Origin of the sequence: Streptomyces sp. NPDC093149 (genome assembly GCF_044754145.1) — a bacterium.
Taxonomy (GTDB): domain Bacteria; phylum Actinomycetota; class Actinomycetes; order Streptomycetales; family Streptomycetaceae; genus Streptomyces.
On sequence record NZ_JBIVON010000002.1, the window covers coordinates 494209 to 508789 of the forward strand.

General features: G+C 70.4%; 15 protein-coding genes. 8 read left to right on the forward strand and 7 right to left on the reverse strand.

Going from position 1 to position 14581, the window contains the following annotated elements; genetic code table 11:
• Window positions 1-222: 222 nt before the first annotated feature.
• A complete protein-coding gene (locus tag ACIQCZ_RS08725) occupies window positions 223-1431 on the reverse strand; it encodes an MFS transporter (protein WP_402280797.1) in 1209 nt (402 codons plus the stop codon).
• A gap of 61 nt (window positions 1432-1492) precedes the next feature.
• On the opposite strand from ACIQCZ_RS08725, the gene ACIQCZ_RS08730 reads away from it, so the two are divergent.
• The 5 genes from ACIQCZ_RS08730 (at window position 1493) to ACIQCZ_RS08750 (ending at window position 5474) form a co-directional block, all read left to right on the forward strand.
• Window positions 1493-2470: an ArsR/SmtB family transcription factor gene (locus tag ACIQCZ_RS08730; RefSeq protein ID WP_402280799.1), complete on the forward strand. Its 978-nt coding sequence runs from the start codon at window positions 1493-1495 to the stop codon at window positions 2468-2470.
• Between the two features lie 143 nt (window positions 2471-2613).
• Complete coding sequence (locus ACIQCZ_RS08735; protein WP_402280801.1) at window positions 2614-3540, forward strand: hypothetical protein; 927 nt, start codon at window positions 2614-2616, stop codon at window positions 3538-3540.
• A 59-nt stretch (window positions 3541-3599) separates the two neighbouring features.
• A complete protein-coding gene (locus ACIQCZ_RS08740; RefSeq protein ID WP_402280802.1) occupies window positions 3600-4424 on the forward strand; it encodes a helix-turn-helix domain-containing protein in 825 nt (274 codons plus the stop codon).
• Between the two features lie 14 nt (window positions 4425-4438).
• Window positions 4439-4630: a DUF397 domain-containing protein gene (locus tag ACIQCZ_RS08745; RefSeq protein ID WP_402281260.1), complete on the forward strand. Its 192-nt coding sequence runs from the start codon at window positions 4439-4441 to the stop codon at window positions 4628-4630.
• A 466-nt stretch (window positions 4631-5096) separates the two neighbouring features.
• Window positions 5097-5474 carry an ASCH domain-containing protein gene (locus ACIQCZ_RS08750; protein WP_402280803.1) on the forward strand — a complete coding sequence of 126 codons (378 nt, stop codon included), beginning with the start codon at window positions 5097-5099 and terminating at the stop codon, window positions 5472-5474.
• Between the two features lie 77 nt (window positions 5475-5551).
• Here the strand turns inward: ACIQCZ_RS08750 and ACIQCZ_RS08755 are convergent, their stop codons facing one another.
• Both ACIQCZ_RS08755 and ACIQCZ_RS08760 read right to left on the reverse strand, forming a co-directional pair.
• On the reverse strand, window positions 5552-6391 hold the full coding sequence (locus ACIQCZ_RS08755) for an MOSC domain-containing protein (RefSeq protein ID WP_402280805.1): 840 nt from the start codon (window positions 6389-6391) through the stop codon (window positions 5552-5554).
• Complete coding sequence (locus tag ACIQCZ_RS08760; protein WP_402281261.1) at window positions 6388-7047, reverse strand: CatB-related O-acetyltransferase; 660 nt, start codon at window positions 7045-7047, stop codon at window positions 6388-6390. Before ACIQCZ_RS08760 ends, ACIQCZ_RS08755 begins: the two co-directional genes overlap by 4 nt.
• Before the next feature lie 69 nt (window positions 7048-7116).
• Between ACIQCZ_RS08760 and ACIQCZ_RS08765 the strand changes: the two genes are divergently transcribed.
• Window positions 7117-7791, forward strand: a complete 675-nt coding sequence (locus ACIQCZ_RS08765) for an O-methyltransferase (protein WP_402280806.1) — start codon at window positions 7117-7119, stop codon at window positions 7789-7791.
• A gap of 99 nt (window positions 7792-7890) precedes the next feature.
• Here the strand turns inward: ACIQCZ_RS08765 and ACIQCZ_RS08770 are convergent, their stop codons facing one another.
• Window positions 7891-8808: a hypothetical protein gene (locus ACIQCZ_RS08770; RefSeq protein WP_402280808.1), complete on the reverse strand. Its 918-nt coding sequence runs from the start codon at window positions 8806-8808 to the stop codon at window positions 7891-7893.
• A gap of 437 nt (window positions 8809-9245) precedes the next feature.
• Here ACIQCZ_RS08770 and fabV point away from each other — a divergent pair, with 437 nt between their 5' ends.
• Entirely contained in the window at window positions 9246-10457 is a 1212-nt protein-coding gene (fabV, locus tag ACIQCZ_RS08775) for an enoyl-[acyl-carrier-protein] reductase FabV (RefSeq protein ID WP_402280809.1), read from the forward strand.
• A gap of 82 nt (window positions 10458-10539) precedes the next feature.
• Window positions 10540-11415, forward strand: coding sequence for an alpha/beta fold hydrolase (locus ACIQCZ_RS08780; protein WP_402280810.1), 876 nt, complete (start codon window positions 10540-10542; stop codon window positions 11413-11415).
• Between the two features lie 128 nt (window positions 11416-11543).
• Here the strand turns inward: ACIQCZ_RS08780 and ACIQCZ_RS08785 are convergent, their stop codons facing one another.
• The 3 genes from ACIQCZ_RS08785 to ACIQCZ_RS08795 form a co-directional block, all read right to left on the reverse strand.
• Window positions 11544-12185 (reverse strand): superoxide dismutase, encoded by a 642-nt coding sequence (locus ACIQCZ_RS08785; RefSeq protein WP_376277401.1) that lies wholly within the window; start codon window positions 12183-12185, stop codon window positions 11544-11546.
• 250 nt (window positions 12186-12435) lie between these two features.
• Complete coding sequence (locus ACIQCZ_RS08790) at window positions 12436-14298, reverse strand: ABC transporter ATP-binding protein (RefSeq protein ID WP_402280811.1); 1863 nt, start codon at window positions 14296-14298, stop codon at window positions 12436-12438.
• A 12-nt stretch (window positions 14299-14310) separates the two neighbouring features.
• Window positions 14311-14439, reverse strand: a complete 129-nt coding sequence (locus ACIQCZ_RS08795) for a hypothetical protein (RefSeq protein ID WP_402280812.1) — start codon at window positions 14437-14439, stop codon at window positions 14311-14313.
• Between the last annotated feature and the right edge of the window lie 142 nt (window positions 14440-14581).

Sequence of the window (14581 nt, forward strand, 5' to 3'; positions counted from 1 at the left end):
GCGGGCCACCGAAGAAGCAGGGGCTCCGGAGGAGCCGGGGCGTCGAAGAAGCAGGGACCCCGGAGGAGCCGGGGCGTTCCCGTCACGGCCTGCGCAACTCATCGAGCCTCGGCACACTGGTGCGGGCCCCGACTTCTCCTGGAGGCTGCCCCCGGTCACGGAGCCGACCGAAGGGCCGGCCCGGCAGGCGGAGACCGAGGCGCTGAATGCGGCTGTACGAGGTCAGGCCGCACCGACCCCTTGCCGGGGGCCGATGCCTCCGTCGGCGGGCACCGCGGCCCGCCGCCCCGCCGCGACGAGCGCCAGGGACACGGCGAGGGAGGCCGCCGCCATCAGGGTCATCGCCGTCCCCGGCGAGGTCCATTGGGCGACGGCGCCCGCGAGTGCGGCCGCGACGCCCTGGACGGTGAGCATGCCGGAGGAATGCAGTCCGAGGGCCTGGCCGGTGAACTCGTCCGGGGTCAGGGCCATCAGCCGCTCCTGGAACAGCAGACTCGCCGCGAACCCGACCGAGGCGAGCGTGGTCAGAGCGAACGCCACCGGCAGCGCCGGGTGCACGGCGAAGAGCAGATACGGGGCGGCCAGGAGCAGTTGCAGCGGGGTCGCCAGTCGCCCCCGCCGGTGCCGGGCGATGAACCGGCCCGCCACCGTGTCCCCGACGAGCATTCCCAGTGCGCCGAACGCGAAGAGGAGCCCCGCGTGCTCCGGGGAGTACGGGACGAACAGGGACTCGCAGCCCACGATCAGCCCGTTCGGAACCCAGAGTGCGAGGTAGACCCGGCGGCGCGGACCGGAGGACCACAGCACGGCGTTGGTCCGCCAGGTCTCGGCGACCGACGGCCGCCCGGTGGCGCGCGGCGGCCGGTGCGCCAGCCCGAACCGGGCGACGGCCGCACCGGTCAGATACAGGGCGGCGGCGGCCAGCAGTGTGCCGCGCGCGGACAGCGTCGCCACCAGGACTCCGCCGACCGCGAACCCGCCGATCTGCATCAGGCCGGAGCACATGTTCAGCACCGAACGCCCCAGCAGATAACCGTCCTTGGGCAGCACCTCGTTGAGCAGGCCGTACCGAACCCCGCCGCCCACGGCGGCGATCACACCCTCGGCCAGGATGATCGCGAAGACCACCGGCAACGGGAGCCCGGGGACGGCGAGCACGGCGGTGGCCAGCCCGAAGGCGAGCGCCATGCCGGACATCGCGGCCCGCGGCGGCAGCCGGTCGGCCGCCGACATCAGCACCGTCGCCCCGATCACCTGGGCGAGCGAGGAGCCGAACATGGAAAGCGCGGCGAGCAGCGGCGAGTCGGTCGCGGCGTAGACGAGGGTGCCGAGGGCCAGCCCGCTCATCGTCGACGCGGCGACCTGCACGGCACTGGTCGCGAAGAGCGGCCGGAACTGCGGCGCTCGGAAGAGTTCCCGGTAGGTACGCATGCGGGGAGTCTCGGAGGACCTTCCCGCACGTCGTTATTGTTTCGCGGGGAGGCGAAACGTCATGGGCCTGTGGCAGATCAGCACGGACACACTCGCGGGGAGCCGGTTCGTCGTCTCGCCGCTCGCCGAGACCATTGCCGCTCTGAACGCCCTGGAAAGGGGGCGGGCCGAGCACCCCGGCGAGCGGGCCTGGCTCGACGTCCATCTGTCCGCCTACCGGGCACGCCAGGCCGCCGACCCGGTTGCCGCCCTCCTGGTACCGGCGGCACTCGGCGGCAGCTGGAACGCGGACTTCATCACCCCCACGCCGACGGGCGAGGGCACGCCGTCCCTGGAGGAGGAGCTGGTCCCGGTCCGGGCCACCACGCCCGAGCGCGCCCGCGCCGACCTGGCCGTGTCGCTCGCCGGCCGTCCGCTCCCACAACTCCTGGACCGCGACGACCTGGCGCAGCGCGCCGCCGACGTACTGCACTGGGTCTGGCGGCACACCGTCCTGCCGGACTGGCCGCGCCGCCGCCGGATCATCGAGGCGGACGTCGTCGCGCGCACCGGGCAGCTGGGCCAGGGCGGCTGGGCCGCCGCCCTCAGCGGCCTGCGTCCGGGAATGCGGTGGCTCGGCGGGAGCCGGCTCCAGATCAACGCGCACGACTACCCGCCGAAGCAACTGGCGGGTGTGCGGCTGTTGTTCGTCCCGGTCACCCAGCGCGGTGGCTGGGTCTCCTGGGACGACGACGCCCTGCGGTACGCGGTCGTCTACCCGTGCTCGGGCACCCTGGCCGACGCGGGCCGGGAACGGGTGCCGGACGGCCTGGGCCGCCTGCTCGGTCCTGCGCGGGCGGCGGTCCTGGTCCTCCTCGCCTCCCCGAAGAGCACCACCCAACTGGTGGCCCTGACCGGCCAGGGGCTGGGGTCGGTGGGCCGCCACCTCAGGGTCCTGCTGGACTCCGGCCTGGCCGACCGCCGCAGATCGGGGCGGTCGGTGCTGTACTTCCGTACGGACGTGGGCGACGCACTGGTGGGTGCCCAGCGGGACGGCTGAGGGGGGAGCGGGCGCTCCGGCCGGCCCCGGGCGGGCATAGGCTGCGGGCAGAGCATCGGAGTCATGCGGTGACGAACGGGGAATGGCCTGCCAACTCCCGGCGCGGCACATTCGTCTGACGGATCATCAGAGAGGGTTTCACGATGGCGGATCAGGGCCGAGGGGGCGACGAACGGCGCCGGAAGGCCGATCCGGCCGAACTGGGGCCGGTCCTCGCGACCTACCGGGAACGCCCGACGATGGGCAAGCTCGCCCTGCTCGTCGTCCCGGTCGCGGCGTTCCTGCTGTTCGGCGGCATACCCGACTCCATGCCGAGCGTCGGGCACCTCGCATTCGACGTCATCTGCGCCCTGCTGTTCGTCTGGGGGGCTTTCGAGCTGCCCCGCTCCCTCGCCTCCTGGCTGATCCTGCACGAGGACGGGATCGTCCACCGGGGCCGGCGCAAGGTGTGGTGGGCGCACCGCTGGGAGGACTTCCACGACGTGGTCCTGACCCGTCATGTCACCCATCTCGGGTCGAGCGCCATACGGCCGATCTCGGATCGCATCGTCGCTCGCCTGTGGACGGCGACCGGTCAGGGCGCCCGTGATCTGTCCGGCAACTACTTCCTGACCGACATCGGTGCCGGACTCCTGCGTACCTTCCTGCGCTCCCCGGGCAGCCTGACACCGATGTTCGGGGGGATCGTCGACCGGGTCGCCGCGGCGCGCGCACAGCACGACGTGCGCCAACTGGCCACCGAGGGCGGCGTGGTCCGGTACGGCCCCATCGAGATCGGCAACACGTACCTGTACGTCAAGGGTGCCGCGGACGAGATCCCGTGGGACGAGGTCACCCGGGTGACCGTGGACGACCACCAGGTCGGCGTCACCGTTCCCCATCTGCGGCGCCGTATGGAAGGACTCAAGCTCAAGGTGGACGGCCGCCGGGAGAACTACCGCGTCGGCGGGGACAACACCCTGTACATCGAGGCGAAGGACCTGAGTCCGTGCCGGAAGGCGATCATCTGGTCCGTCATGGCCACCATCGGGGATTCCCTCGGCAAGGACACGGACAGGGAATCGTGGTGACCGTGCCCCCGGGGAGGGCCCGCACGGCGCGCGCGGACCAGTCACGGAGGCGCCCGCGCGTGCGGAGATACCGGGAAGCGGCGAAGCTCGATCAGCAGCACGCTGCCGATCACATCGTGGGGTCGAAGGCGAAGATCAGCCGCGTCGAGGCCGGCCAGGTCTCGGCACGTCCCGGCGATGTTCGCCTGCTTCTGGAGCTGTACGGGGTGGAAGACCGCACCGTGTACGAGCAACTGGAACAGTTGGCGCGGGCTTCCAGCAAACGTGGCTGGTGGCTCAACTATGAATGGGCCACAAAGCCGGAGTATGCCGACTTCCTTGCGCTCGAATCCGACGCGACGTACATCCGTACCTGGCAACCGTTGTTCCTGCCCGGGCTTTTGCAGACGGACGACTACCTCAGGGCGTTGCTCGGTGCAGGTCTGAAGGTTCGTACGCCTGAGGCGATCGACGAAATGGTGACCATTCGGCAGGTGCGCAGGAAGGTCATCGAGGAGCATGGCGCCCGGTTTGCGGCAGTCATATGGGAGCCTGCGCTCACGGCGCCGATGCCCTCCGTGAAAGCGCACCGAGACCAACTCCTGCACATCTTGAACGTGGCCCAGCGCCAGAGCATCAGTGTTCAGGTGCTCCCGGCCACGGAGTGGGAGGCCGCGCACATGGCATCGCACTTCGTCATGTTCAACTTCGGCCCCGAACCCGCTCCGGAAGCGGTTGCTTTCGGCAGCACGACGAGCACCGTCATCATCGAGGACCTTGAAGAGATGGCCACGCACGCGCAGATCTTCGAAGCCCTCAGATCGGCGGCGCTGACGCCCGCGCAGTCGCTCACTTTCTTGCGCGAGCACATTGCAAGCATCCCTGAGAGCGAGAAAGAGCAGTAATGAGGAACCAGTAGATCGTCACCGAGTTCAAGAAGTCCAGTGCCTCGCAGGGAGGGCAGCAGGGCTGCATCGAGGTCGCCCACACCGCCGACGGGGGCCGCGCCGTCCGGGACAGCAAGAACCGGGACGGCGGGCTTCAGTTCTACGCCCCCGCGGGGTGGGCCGCGTTGATCGACGGGGTGAAGGCCGGGACCTTCACCGGCTGAGCCACTCCGCGACCTCGACCGTGTCTCCGACGGTCACCACGCCCTCCCGCACCCGGTCCTCGCCGTCCTCGGCGCCACCGTCGACGGTGAACCACCACCGGGCGGCCGGGGCGCGTGCCGCGGCCGCACAGCAGCAGGAGCCGTTCGCGCTCGTCGAGCAGCAGGACCCGGGACGTTGACCATCTGCCCGACTTCATGTTCATGGATGGCGGCCTCCCCCGAGCACTCGGCTTCGGTCCACGGGGCGGTGGGATCACGGCAGCGTGCGGTCGACGTCCTCAGCCGGAAAGCGAGTTCAGCCGTCGGCTCGCCGATCGCCGTCGTCGGTGCCGATGCATTTCACGACTGCTCCTCCTCGCGGGCCCGAGCGCCGATGAGCTACGCATATGATCAGGCGCATGCCGCCCGTGGACCGACGGGCTGCGCCGAGTGGGGTGACGGGACGATGTGGCCGCGAGTCAACGGTATGCGTGCGCTGGAACTGGGCTTCCCCGGTGACATGCGGGACGAGCTCAACTGCCTTGTCCTGACGGGTGCCAAGACCGCCACGACCTGTCTGCTCGGCGAGTACGCCGAAGAGGCCGAGGGCCTGGAGTACGTCGGTGAGCGGCAGGCTCTTCTGGACAACGAGGGCCGGTGTGTCGCCACTCTGGAGTTCACCGGCGTGGAAGTGAAGCCTTTCGGTGAGGTCACCTGGGAACACGCCAGGGCCGAGGGCGAGGGCGACGCGTCCCTTGAGGCCTGGCGCGATGTGCACCGCCGCTTCTGGGGCCGCGCGGGCACTCCGGTCGGTGATCACACCGCTGTCGTCTGTCTGGCCTTCCGTGTCGTGAAAGGCAGCTGATCACGATCGGCCGTGCGGGGCCCCTGGGCGGCACGTTCGGTGGGCCGCGTTCATCGACGGGGTGAAGGCCGGGGCCTTTACCGGCTGAGCCACTCCGCGACCTCGACCGTGTCCCCGACGGTCACCACGCCCTCGCAGACCACCGCGTTCTTCGCGCCGAAGCTCACCTTGTTCTTGTACTCCGGCTCGCGCCGGTACGTCGCAAGGGTCCGGACCGGTTCCGGGCCCGCGCGGCGGCCCGTGCGCTGGTCGACGAGCGGGACGTTGCACCGCATCGCCCGTACGGAATAGGCGAGTTCCACGGAACCGAGGGTCATCCTGCGCACCCGGTCCTCGAAGTGCGGTTCGTCGTTGCCGGTCAGGACGATGTTGGGGCGGAAGCGGTCCATCGGCACCGGTTCGGCGTCGCCCCGGGCGGCGATGCGGGCGTTGAGGTCGTCCAGGGAGGCCGTCGAGGCGACCAGCACCGCGTGTGCGTCGGCGAAGTTCACCTTGCCCGGGGTGTCGCCCCAGCCGTCCCGGTCGAAGCCGGGGGCCACCCGTACCAGGCGGGACTTGGCTCCGAGTGCCTCGGAGAACCATTCCGCGACCTCGTCCCCCTGGTCGGCTGCCGCGCCGAGCGGGCGGTCGAACATGCTGACCTCGCGGCGCGGGCCGTCCCGGTCGACCTTCAGACGGAGCGGTTCGACGCCCTCGGCGGACAGGTCCAACGCCGCTCCGGCTTCCAGGACTTCGACCCTGATCGCGGCCATCGAGGCATGCGTGCGCTGGCTGCGGAACGCGCCGTCCGCGGCGTCGACCACCATGAACGTCCGGTCGTGTTCGAGGCCGGTCCCGAGGACCTGCGCGGATGCGACCACGGTTCCGGCGCAGCCCTTGACCGGGTAGTAGGTCAGTTCTCGAACCGTGATCGTCATGATGTCCCCTTCGGGGCAGCCGCTTCGAGGTCGTCGACGCTGCCGGACATGATGGTGCGGATGTGCTGGGTGAGGTGGTCGACGGGCCAGTCCCACCAGGCGACGGCCAGGAGCCGGGCGATGGTCTCGTCGTCGTACCGGGTGCGGATCAGTTTGGCCGGATTGCCGCCGACGATGCCGTAGTCGGGTACGTCACCGGTGACGACCGAGCCGGCGCCGATGATGGCGCCGTGCCCGATCCGTACGCCCGGCATCACCATGGAGCCGTAGCCGAACCAGACGTCGTTGCCGACGACCGTGTCGCCCCGGCCCGGCAGTCCGGTGAGCAGGTCGAAGTGCTCGGTCCAGGAGCCGCCCATGGTGGGGAAGGGGAACGTGGACGGGCCGTCCATCCGGTGGTTGGCGCCGTTCATGATGAACCGCACCCCCGTTCCCAGCGCGCAGAACTTCCCGATGACGAGCTTCTCCGGACCGTAGTGGTAGAGCACGTTGCGGGTCTCGAACGCGGTCGCGTCGTCGGGGTCGTCGTAGTACGAGTAGTCACCGACCTCGATCAGCTCGGACCTGACGAGGGGCTTCAGTTGCACGACCCGGGGCTGGCCCGGCATCGGGTGAAGGACGGTGGGGTCGGCAGGGGGAGCGCTCATGGCGCCCATCATTGCATTCACCTGGCATGAGGTAAGTTCCCTTTGGGAACTCACAAGCATTCGAGAGGGGAACATGTCATGACGCGGGCGCGATGGGCCGAGGTCGACGACTACTTCAACGGCCTGCTGGTGGGGTCGGACGAAGCCCTGGACGCGGCCGTCGAGGCCAGTGACGAGGCCGGACTCCCGGCCATCCAGGTCGCCGCCAACCAGGGCAAGCTGCTGCATCTGCTGGCCAGGCTCCAAGGGGCGCGCACCGTGCTGGAGATCGGCACCCTGGGCGGCTACAGCACGATCTGGCTGGCCCGCGCGCTGCCCGAGGGGGGCAGGCTCGTGACGCTCGAATTCGATCCGGGGTGCGCCGAGGTCGCGCGGGCCAACATCGAGCGGGCCGGTCTCTCGGACGTCGTCGAGATCAGGGTCGGGCGGGCCCTCGCCACGCTGCCGGAACTCGCGGAAGCGGGGTACGGGCCGTTCGACGTCGTGTTCATCGACGCCGACAAGCCGAGCAACCCCGACTACCTGGCCTGGTCGCTGAAGCTGACCCGGCCCGGCAGCCTGATCATCGCCGACAACGTCGTGCGCGACGGCGAGGTGGTCGACGGCGGCAGCGACGACCCGAAGGTGCAGGGCGTGCGCCGCTTCACCGAACTCGTCGCGGCCGAACCGAGGTTGAGCGCGACCGCCCTGCAGACGGTCGGCAGCAAGGGGTACGACGGCTTGATGATGGCCCTGGTCACCGACGGCCGGTAGGGCGGAGCGAGTGGGGCGCCGGCCGGGGACGGGGGATGCTCCGACCCGCGCGACGTGACACAGGGGTCCTCGTCCACCGCGTCCCGGCAAGGAGCCCCCTCACCCCGCCCGCCCGGTGTCCTCCTCCGGACCGGGCAGCCGCCATGTGTAGGGGAAGAGGTCCCCGCCCCATCGGGACGGGTCGCCCAGCTCGTCGGCGGCGTCGGGGGCTCTCAGGAGGCAGCGGTGGCGCAGGAGTTCGCGGCGTTCGGCCGGAGTCAGCAGCTGTTCCTCTTCGCAGAGGTGCGCCGGGTCGTCGATATCCGTGTACCCGGCCACATTGAGACGCGTGGACGTCGGTGTCCGGTAGTCGAGGCGGAGATCGGTCCCCCACTGCGAATTGCTTCCCCAGCCGCAGGACAGGTCGACGGTCGGGCGGTACCGGCGCAGGTACGTCCAGTACAGCGGGGAGCAGTCGGCGACGCCGCGCCGGGCGTGGTGCGCCCCGGCCCGGACCCGGACCCCGGCCCGGCTGAAGAGCAGCTGTCCGAGCATCAGCCCCGGCCACACCACTTCCGTGATCCGGATCGGCTCGTCCGGATCGTTGCTCTGTACCACCTCGGTGATCTCGTGCCGGAACGGGTCGAAGCAGGTGCCGCCGAACGGGCTCATGCCCAGGGCGGTGAACAACTCCAGGTACTCGTTGCGGGAGACCGTCGGCCAACCGTCGTACGTACTGAGCGCGGCGGCCCACGGTCGTGTGCCGTCCGGGTCCGGTGCGGGCTGGAAGTGGTGGAGCAGGGCGTCGCTGACGCGGCTGAGGGCGTAGAGCTCATGGCGGAGATACAGATCCGGCCGCTCGGGCACCCCCGCGCCGGTGCGCCAGGCGCCGTCGGCACAGGCATGCGCGATCGCGTCGCGGTATCTCCGTCCGGCCCTCGCCAGCCACGGTACGACCACCCGGCCGAAGGCATCGGGTCCTTCGTGGTCGACCAGGGCGCGGAAGAGTGTGCGGGCGTCGGTTTCCTCCTCGTACATGCGCAGAGCGTAGGAGCGAACAGCGGGCCGGTCGACGGGTTTACGGCCTGGTGCACGATGGAGAGCGGATCAGGGAGCGGTGCCGTGCGGCTTCGGATCCGAGGCGGAGGAGGGAGGCGACGCGGAGCGTCGTCGACCGACGACAGCGCCGGAGGCGAAGCCGCAATGCGCCGGGAGCCCGCTCGCTGTCGTGCACCGGGCCGTTACGCCTCGGCGTCCGGGTCAGGAAGGTGCGCGGCCCGGAACGCGCCTCGCGCGGCAACCAGGCGTCGGCGGTCCCGCGCCGCCCGATGTGGTGGAAAGCCTCCAAGAGCGGCTGAGCATTACTGTGCCTGATGAGGCGACCGTCCGTGTTCGTGCGGTCGCAGACTTGCAGGGTGCGGTGCGGGCCTCCGCGCCGCCGCCTCCATTCGTGACGACCCGAAGGTCCCAGGCCCATGAGCGAACACGTCATCGCCCCCAAGAACCGCGGCTTCCTCTTCCTCGACTCCCACCCGGCCGGCTGCGAGCGCCTGGTGAAGGACATGTGGCAGGCCGTCCCCGCGCCCTCCCGGGTGCCGGACCGGGCACCCGTGGCACTGGTCATCGGCTCCTCCGCCGGGTACGGGCTGGCCGCGACGATCGCCGGCCTCGCCCGTGCCGGCATCCGTGGGATCGGGGTCTGCTTCGAGAAGGCCCCCGGACGTCGCACCGGTACGGCCGGTTGGTACCGCACGGCCGCGACCGCCGAGCTCGCCCGGCGGCACGGTCACGACATGGTGTTCCTCAACGGGGACGCGTTCTCCGACGAGATGAAGCACCGGGTCGCCCAGGTGCTGGAGGAGCGTTTCGGCGGCCGTCTGGACCACCTGATCTACTCGGTGGCCGCCCCGCGCCGCACCGACCCCGACACCGGGACCACCTACGCGTCCGTCCTCAAGCCCGTCGGCGAGGCGTACAGCACCAAGACCCTCGTCTTCGACGACCGGGGCGCCGGCGAGGTGCGGGAGGTCGAGACGCAGCCCGCCGACGGTGACGACATCGAGCAGACCGTCGCCGTCATGGGCGGAACGGACTGGGAACGGTGGATCGACCATCTCGCCGACCGCGGGCTGCTCGCCGAGGGATTCAGCACCGCCGCCCTCTCCTACATCGGCTCCCCCCTGACCGCCGCGATCTACCGGCAGGGCACCATCGGCGCCGCCAAGTCCCACCTCGAACAGACCGCCCGCATTCTCGACGAGCGGCTCGCGAAGCTGGTCGACGGGCGCGCGGTCACCTCGGTCAACGCGGCCGCCGTCACCCAGTCCTCGACCGCGATCCCCGGCATCGCCCTCTACGTCGGGCTGCTCCGCGGCGTCCTCGGCGACGCCATGGTCCCGCCGATCGGGCAGCTCACCGACCTGTGGGACCAGCTCACCGGTGTCCGCCCGCTCGACCTCGACGACGAAGGGCGCGTGCGCCTGGACACCTGGGAACTCGACCCTGCTGTCCAGGCGGCCGTCACCGAGCGGTGGAACGCCGCCGCCACCGAGAACATCACCGAACTCGCCGACCTCGACTGGTTCCACGCCGAGGTGCAGCGCCTGTACGGGTTCGCCGTGCCCGGCATCGACTATGCCGCGCCGGTCGAGACCGACATCGCCTGGCCGGATACCACCGCCCCCTGAAGCGTTCCGTTCCGGATTCGGTGCGAGTCCTTCGGCAAAAACCCCTTCGACATGGTTTGTGGAGCCGGTCATGATCAGAGGTATGACTTTGCACATGATCGACCCGGTTCGTAGCGGTACCGAACAGCTGCCGGGAGGGCGGCAGCTGGGCTGGGCCGAGTGGGGGCCGGTGGACGGCGTGCCGGTGCTGCTGTCGCCGGGGGCGGCCACCAGCAGGCATCTGGGGTTCGGTCACGATGTGGCGGCCGGCCTCGGCGTGCGGCTGATCTCGCTCGACCGTCCGGGGCTGGGCGCCTCCTCGCCGCTGCCCGGCCGCACCTTCGGGGACTTCGCCGACGACATCCGCGCGTTCGCCGCCCTGCGCGGCCTGGACCGGCCCCTGATGGTCGGCAACTCGCAGGGGGCGCCCTTCGCCCTCGCGTGCGCCGCTGCCGGGGTGGTCGGTGCGCTCGCCGTGGTCTCCGGCGCGGACGAGGTCGCCGCGCCGCGGTTCGCCGACGCGCTTGTGGGCGACCTGCGGGGCCTGGTCGACCTGGCGGTTTCCGACCCGGCCGCCGCCGAGAAGGTCTTCGCCGGATTCACCGCGCAGGCGATGTGGGACATGGTCATGTCCGGCAGTCCGGAGTGCGACCTCGCCGTCTATCAGCAGCCCGCGTTCGCGGCCGCCTACCGGCGCGCGCTCGACGAGGCGTTCGCGCAGGGGGCCGCCGCAGGCTATGCCCGGGACACGGTTCTGGCCATGGGCCGCTGGGACATCGAACTGTCGGACATCGCCGTACCGGTCGACCTCTGGTACGGGGAGGAGGACACCAGCCACTCGCCCGACCAGGGCGCCGGCCTGGCCGCGCGCATCCCGGGTGCGGTCCGGCACATGGTGCCGGACGCGGGCGGCGCGGTGCTCTGGACGCATGCCGAGCAGGTGCTGAGCACGCTGCTGAAGCACGCCCCCGCCTCCTGACCCCCCGCCGCGCAACGTGACAGAAGGACCCCCACCTGTCACGTCCAGGCGGGGGTCCCCCCTTCATCCGCCTGCCCGGTGAAGGTTGAGAAGACGATCACGAGGCAGGACGTTCCCGCGCCTCCCGGTCAGGGGGCGAGCAGCAGCACGTCGGCGCGCTCCTTGGCGGCCGCGTAACGCTTCGCCACGTCCTGCCAGTTGACGACCGCCCACATGGCGTCGATGAAGTCGACCTTCTGGTTCTTGTACTGGAGGTAGAAGGCGTGCTCCCAGGCGTCGAAGACCAGGATCGGGGTGGAGCCCTGGCCGACGTTGCCCTGGTGGTCGTAGACCTGCTCGACGATCAGCTTGCCGCTCACCGGCTCGTAGGCGAGGACGCCCCAGCCGGAGCCCTGCGTGGTGGCTGCGGCCTTCGTCAGCTGGGACTTGAAACCGGCGAACGAGCCGAACGACTCCGTGATCGCGTCCGCAAGATCGCCGACACCGTCCGCCGCGAGCGGCTCGCCGCCGCCGTCGCCGGTCATGTTGTGCCAGTAGATCGAGTGCAGGATGTGGCCGGAGAGGTGGAACGCCAGGTTCTTCTGGAGTCCGTTGATCGCCCCCCAGGCCTCCTTGTCGCGCGCCTCCGCCAGCTGCTCCAGGGTGTCGTTCGCGCCCTTCACATAGGCGGCGTGGTGCTTGTCGTGGTGGAGCTCGATGATCTGCGGATTGATGACCGGTTCGAGCGCCGCGTAGTCGTACGGGAGTTCCGGGAGCGTGTACGTGGCCATGTGGTCGAACCCTCCAGCTGCTTTCCTGTTGTTATTGCAACCTATATGCAGGAGCAGGCTAACAGCAGGAGGGGTCGAAAGTGATCAGCCCTTCGCCCTAGGACTCGTCCGACCGGTCGGTGAGGACCGACGTGGCGCCGCTGCCGCGGCAGAGCCGCGTCGAGGGCGGTGGGTTCGGGGATCGTGGCGTACCCCGGCGCGGGTTCCGTTCCGGGCGCGAGGGGCGGGGCCGCTCGTGCGGGGACGCGGTTCATGACAGAACCTTTCGCGCGGGCGGGGAGCCGGCGAGAGCGGCGCCGGTCACTTCGTTCAGCCGGTGGAGCCGGGCGTAGGCCCCGCCGCGCTGGAGCAGTTCCTCGTGCGTTCCGTGCTCGACGACCCGGCCGCGGTCCAGGACCACGGTGGAGGTGGCGTCGCGGACGGTGAGCAGGTTGTGGGAGATGACGACGGTGGTCCGCCCGGCCATGAGCCGGCGCAGCGGTTCCATGATCCGGTGGCCCGACCGGGCGTCCAGGCCGGTGGTCGGCTCGTCCAGGAGCAGTACGGGTGCGTCCCTGATCATCGCGCGGGCGATCGCGAGGCGCTGGGCCTGCCCGCCGGACAGGGTTCGGCCACGCTGGCCCACCAGGGTGTCGTAGCCCTCGGGCAGCAGCTGGACGAAGTCGTGGGCGTCGGCGGCGCGGGCCGCCGCGACGATGTCCGCCTCTGTCGCGTCCGGGCGGCCGTAGGCGATGTTCTCCCGTACGGTGCCGTGGAAGACCAGTGTCTCCTGGAGGACCACCGCCACGTTCTCGCGCAGCTCGGACAGCCGGAGGTCCCGCAGGTCGGTGCCGTCGAGCAGGATCGCCCCCTGGTCCGGGTCGTAGAAGCGCAGTTGCAGCTTTCCGATCGTGGACTTACCGGCACCGCTCGCGCCGACCAGTGCCAGCGTGGTGCCGGGCGTCACGTGGAACGACACGTCGCAGAGCGCCCATCGGGGTGAACCCGGATAGCGGAAGCAGACGCCGCGGAACTCGATGTCGCCCCGGGCGCGCCCCGTCCGGCGGGCGTCGGCGGCTTCGACGACCTGGGGGCGCTGGTCGAGCAATTCGATGATCCGCTCGGCGGAGGCGGACGCCGCGTAGAACGTGCTGGTGAGGTGGGACAGGTCCCGGATCGGACCGTAGAGATTGCCCAGCAGCGCGAGGAAGACCAGCAGCCCGCCCAGCGTGAGCTGACCCTCGGCCAGCTTCCACGTGCCCAGGCCCATGACGACCAGCCCGCCGGCCAGCTCGATGATCTCGACGATCGGGCCGTAGACGGCGCGGATGCGCGCCGAGGCCATCGCCGCGCGGAACTTGCCCGCACTCTCGCGTTCGAACCGGCGCGCCTCCGACTCCTGCCGGTTGTACGCCTGCACCAGCGCGATGTTGCCGAGCGACTCCTCGGCGATCGCGCTGAGCGAACCGCTGCGCCGCCGCCGCTCCCGCGACGTTGCCTTGATCAGCCGGGAGAAGTGCCGTGCCGCCCACCAGAAGAGCGGCACGACGACGAGGGCGAGGAGGGTCAGATCCCACCGCAGGTAGAACAGCAGACCGAGGAAGACGCCCAGCCGGACCACGTAGTAGAGGCCGTCCGACACTCCCGAGAGGAGGAACGTCTCCACCGCGTCGACATCGCCGGTGATACGCGACAGCACGTCCCCCAGCCGCCGCCGTTCGAAGAATCCGAGCGAGAGGCCCTGTACGTGCCGGAACACCTCCGACCGAAGGGCCAGCAGAAAACGCTCGCCCACCCAGGTGGACGTCACATCGTCGGCGAATCCCAGGATGCCGGAGCAGATGATGAGCCCTGCGTATGCCAGGGCGATCCAGAGGAAGGGACGCAGATCGCGCGGCACGAGGACGTCGTCCACCACGATCTTGAAGAGCCAGATCTCGGCCCCGTCGACGACGGGGCCGACCATGCTGAGGACGAGTACCGGAACGAGCAGGCGCCGGCCGCCGCGGGTATAGGGCCAGAACCGCCGGAAAGCCTCACGCGGTGCCACGGGCGGCGCGGTGGCGACGACTGCGTCGGGGCCATCGGCCACCGACAGCAGCCGCAGCAGCACATGAAGCGAGACACGCCTCATAGGACGCGTTCCTCAAGGATTGCCGACCGAGCGGGCCAAGAGCCCGGGCCCGCTCAGCCGTTCCGTGCGATCACCAGCGGTGATCGCGGTGGCCACGGTCACCATGGTCACCGTGGTCGTGGTCGTCACGACCGTGGCCACGACGGTCCCTTCCGTGGTCGTCGAAGCGCCGCGACGTGTCCCTCATGCCGTGACGGCGTTCTGCGGGGATGAGATGACTGAAGATCGCCATGAGCTTTCCTCCTGAAGAGGCTTCCACACGGAATACGCCCCGGAGCGCTCG

What these genes read in the sequence shown, in the direction of transcription:
- ACIQCZ_RS08750 (WP_402280803.1), top strand. Translation starts at nt 5,097, where the DNA reads ATGCGTGCGCTGGAACTGGGCTTCCCCGGTGACATGCGGGACGAGCTC.
- ACIQCZ_RS08755 (WP_402280805.1), bottom strand. Translation starts at nt 6,391, where the DNA reads ATGACGATCACGGTTCGAGAACTGACCTACTACCCGGTCAAGGGCTGC.
- ACIQCZ_RS08730 (WP_402280799.1), top strand. Translation starts at nt 1,493, where the DNA reads ATGGGCCTGTGGCAGATCAGCACGGACACACTCGCGGGGAGCCGGTTC.
- ACIQCZ_RS08760 (WP_402281261.1), bottom strand. Translation starts at nt 7,047, where the DNA reads ATGGGCGCCATGAGCGCTCCCCCTGCCGACCCCACCGTCCTTCACCCG.
- ACIQCZ_RS08725 (WP_402280797.1), bottom strand. Translation starts at nt 1,431, where the DNA reads ATGCGTACCTACCGGGAACTCTTCCGAGCGCCGCAGTTCCGGCCGCTC.
- ACIQCZ_RS08790 (WP_402280811.1), bottom strand. Translation starts at nt 14,298, where the DNA reads ATGAGGCGTGTCTCGCTTCATGTGCTGCTGCGGCTGCTGTCGGTGGCC.
- ACIQCZ_RS08735 (WP_402280801.1), top strand. Translation starts at nt 2,614, where the DNA reads ATGGCGGATCAGGGCCGAGGGGGCGACGAACGGCGCCGGAAGGCCGAT.
- fabV (WP_402280809.1), top strand. Translation starts at nt 9,246, where the DNA reads ATGAGCGAACACGTCATCGCCCCCAAGAACCGCGGCTTCCTCTTCCTC.
- ACIQCZ_RS08785 (WP_376277401.1), bottom strand. Translation starts at nt 12,185, where the DNA reads ATGGCCACGTACACGCTCCCGGAACTCCCGTACGACTACGCGGCGCTC.
- ACIQCZ_RS08770 (WP_402280808.1), bottom strand. Translation starts at nt 8,808, where the DNA reads ATGTACGAGGAGGAAACCGACGCCCGCACACTCTTCCGCGCCCTGGTC.
- ACIQCZ_RS08780 (WP_402280810.1), top strand. Translation starts at nt 10,540, where the DNA reads ATGACTTTGCACATGATCGACCCGGTTCGTAGCGGTACCGAACAGCTG.
- ACIQCZ_RS08765 (WP_402280806.1), top strand. Translation starts at nt 7,117, where the DNA reads ATGACGCGGGCGCGATGGGCCGAGGTCGACGACTACTTCAACGGCCTG.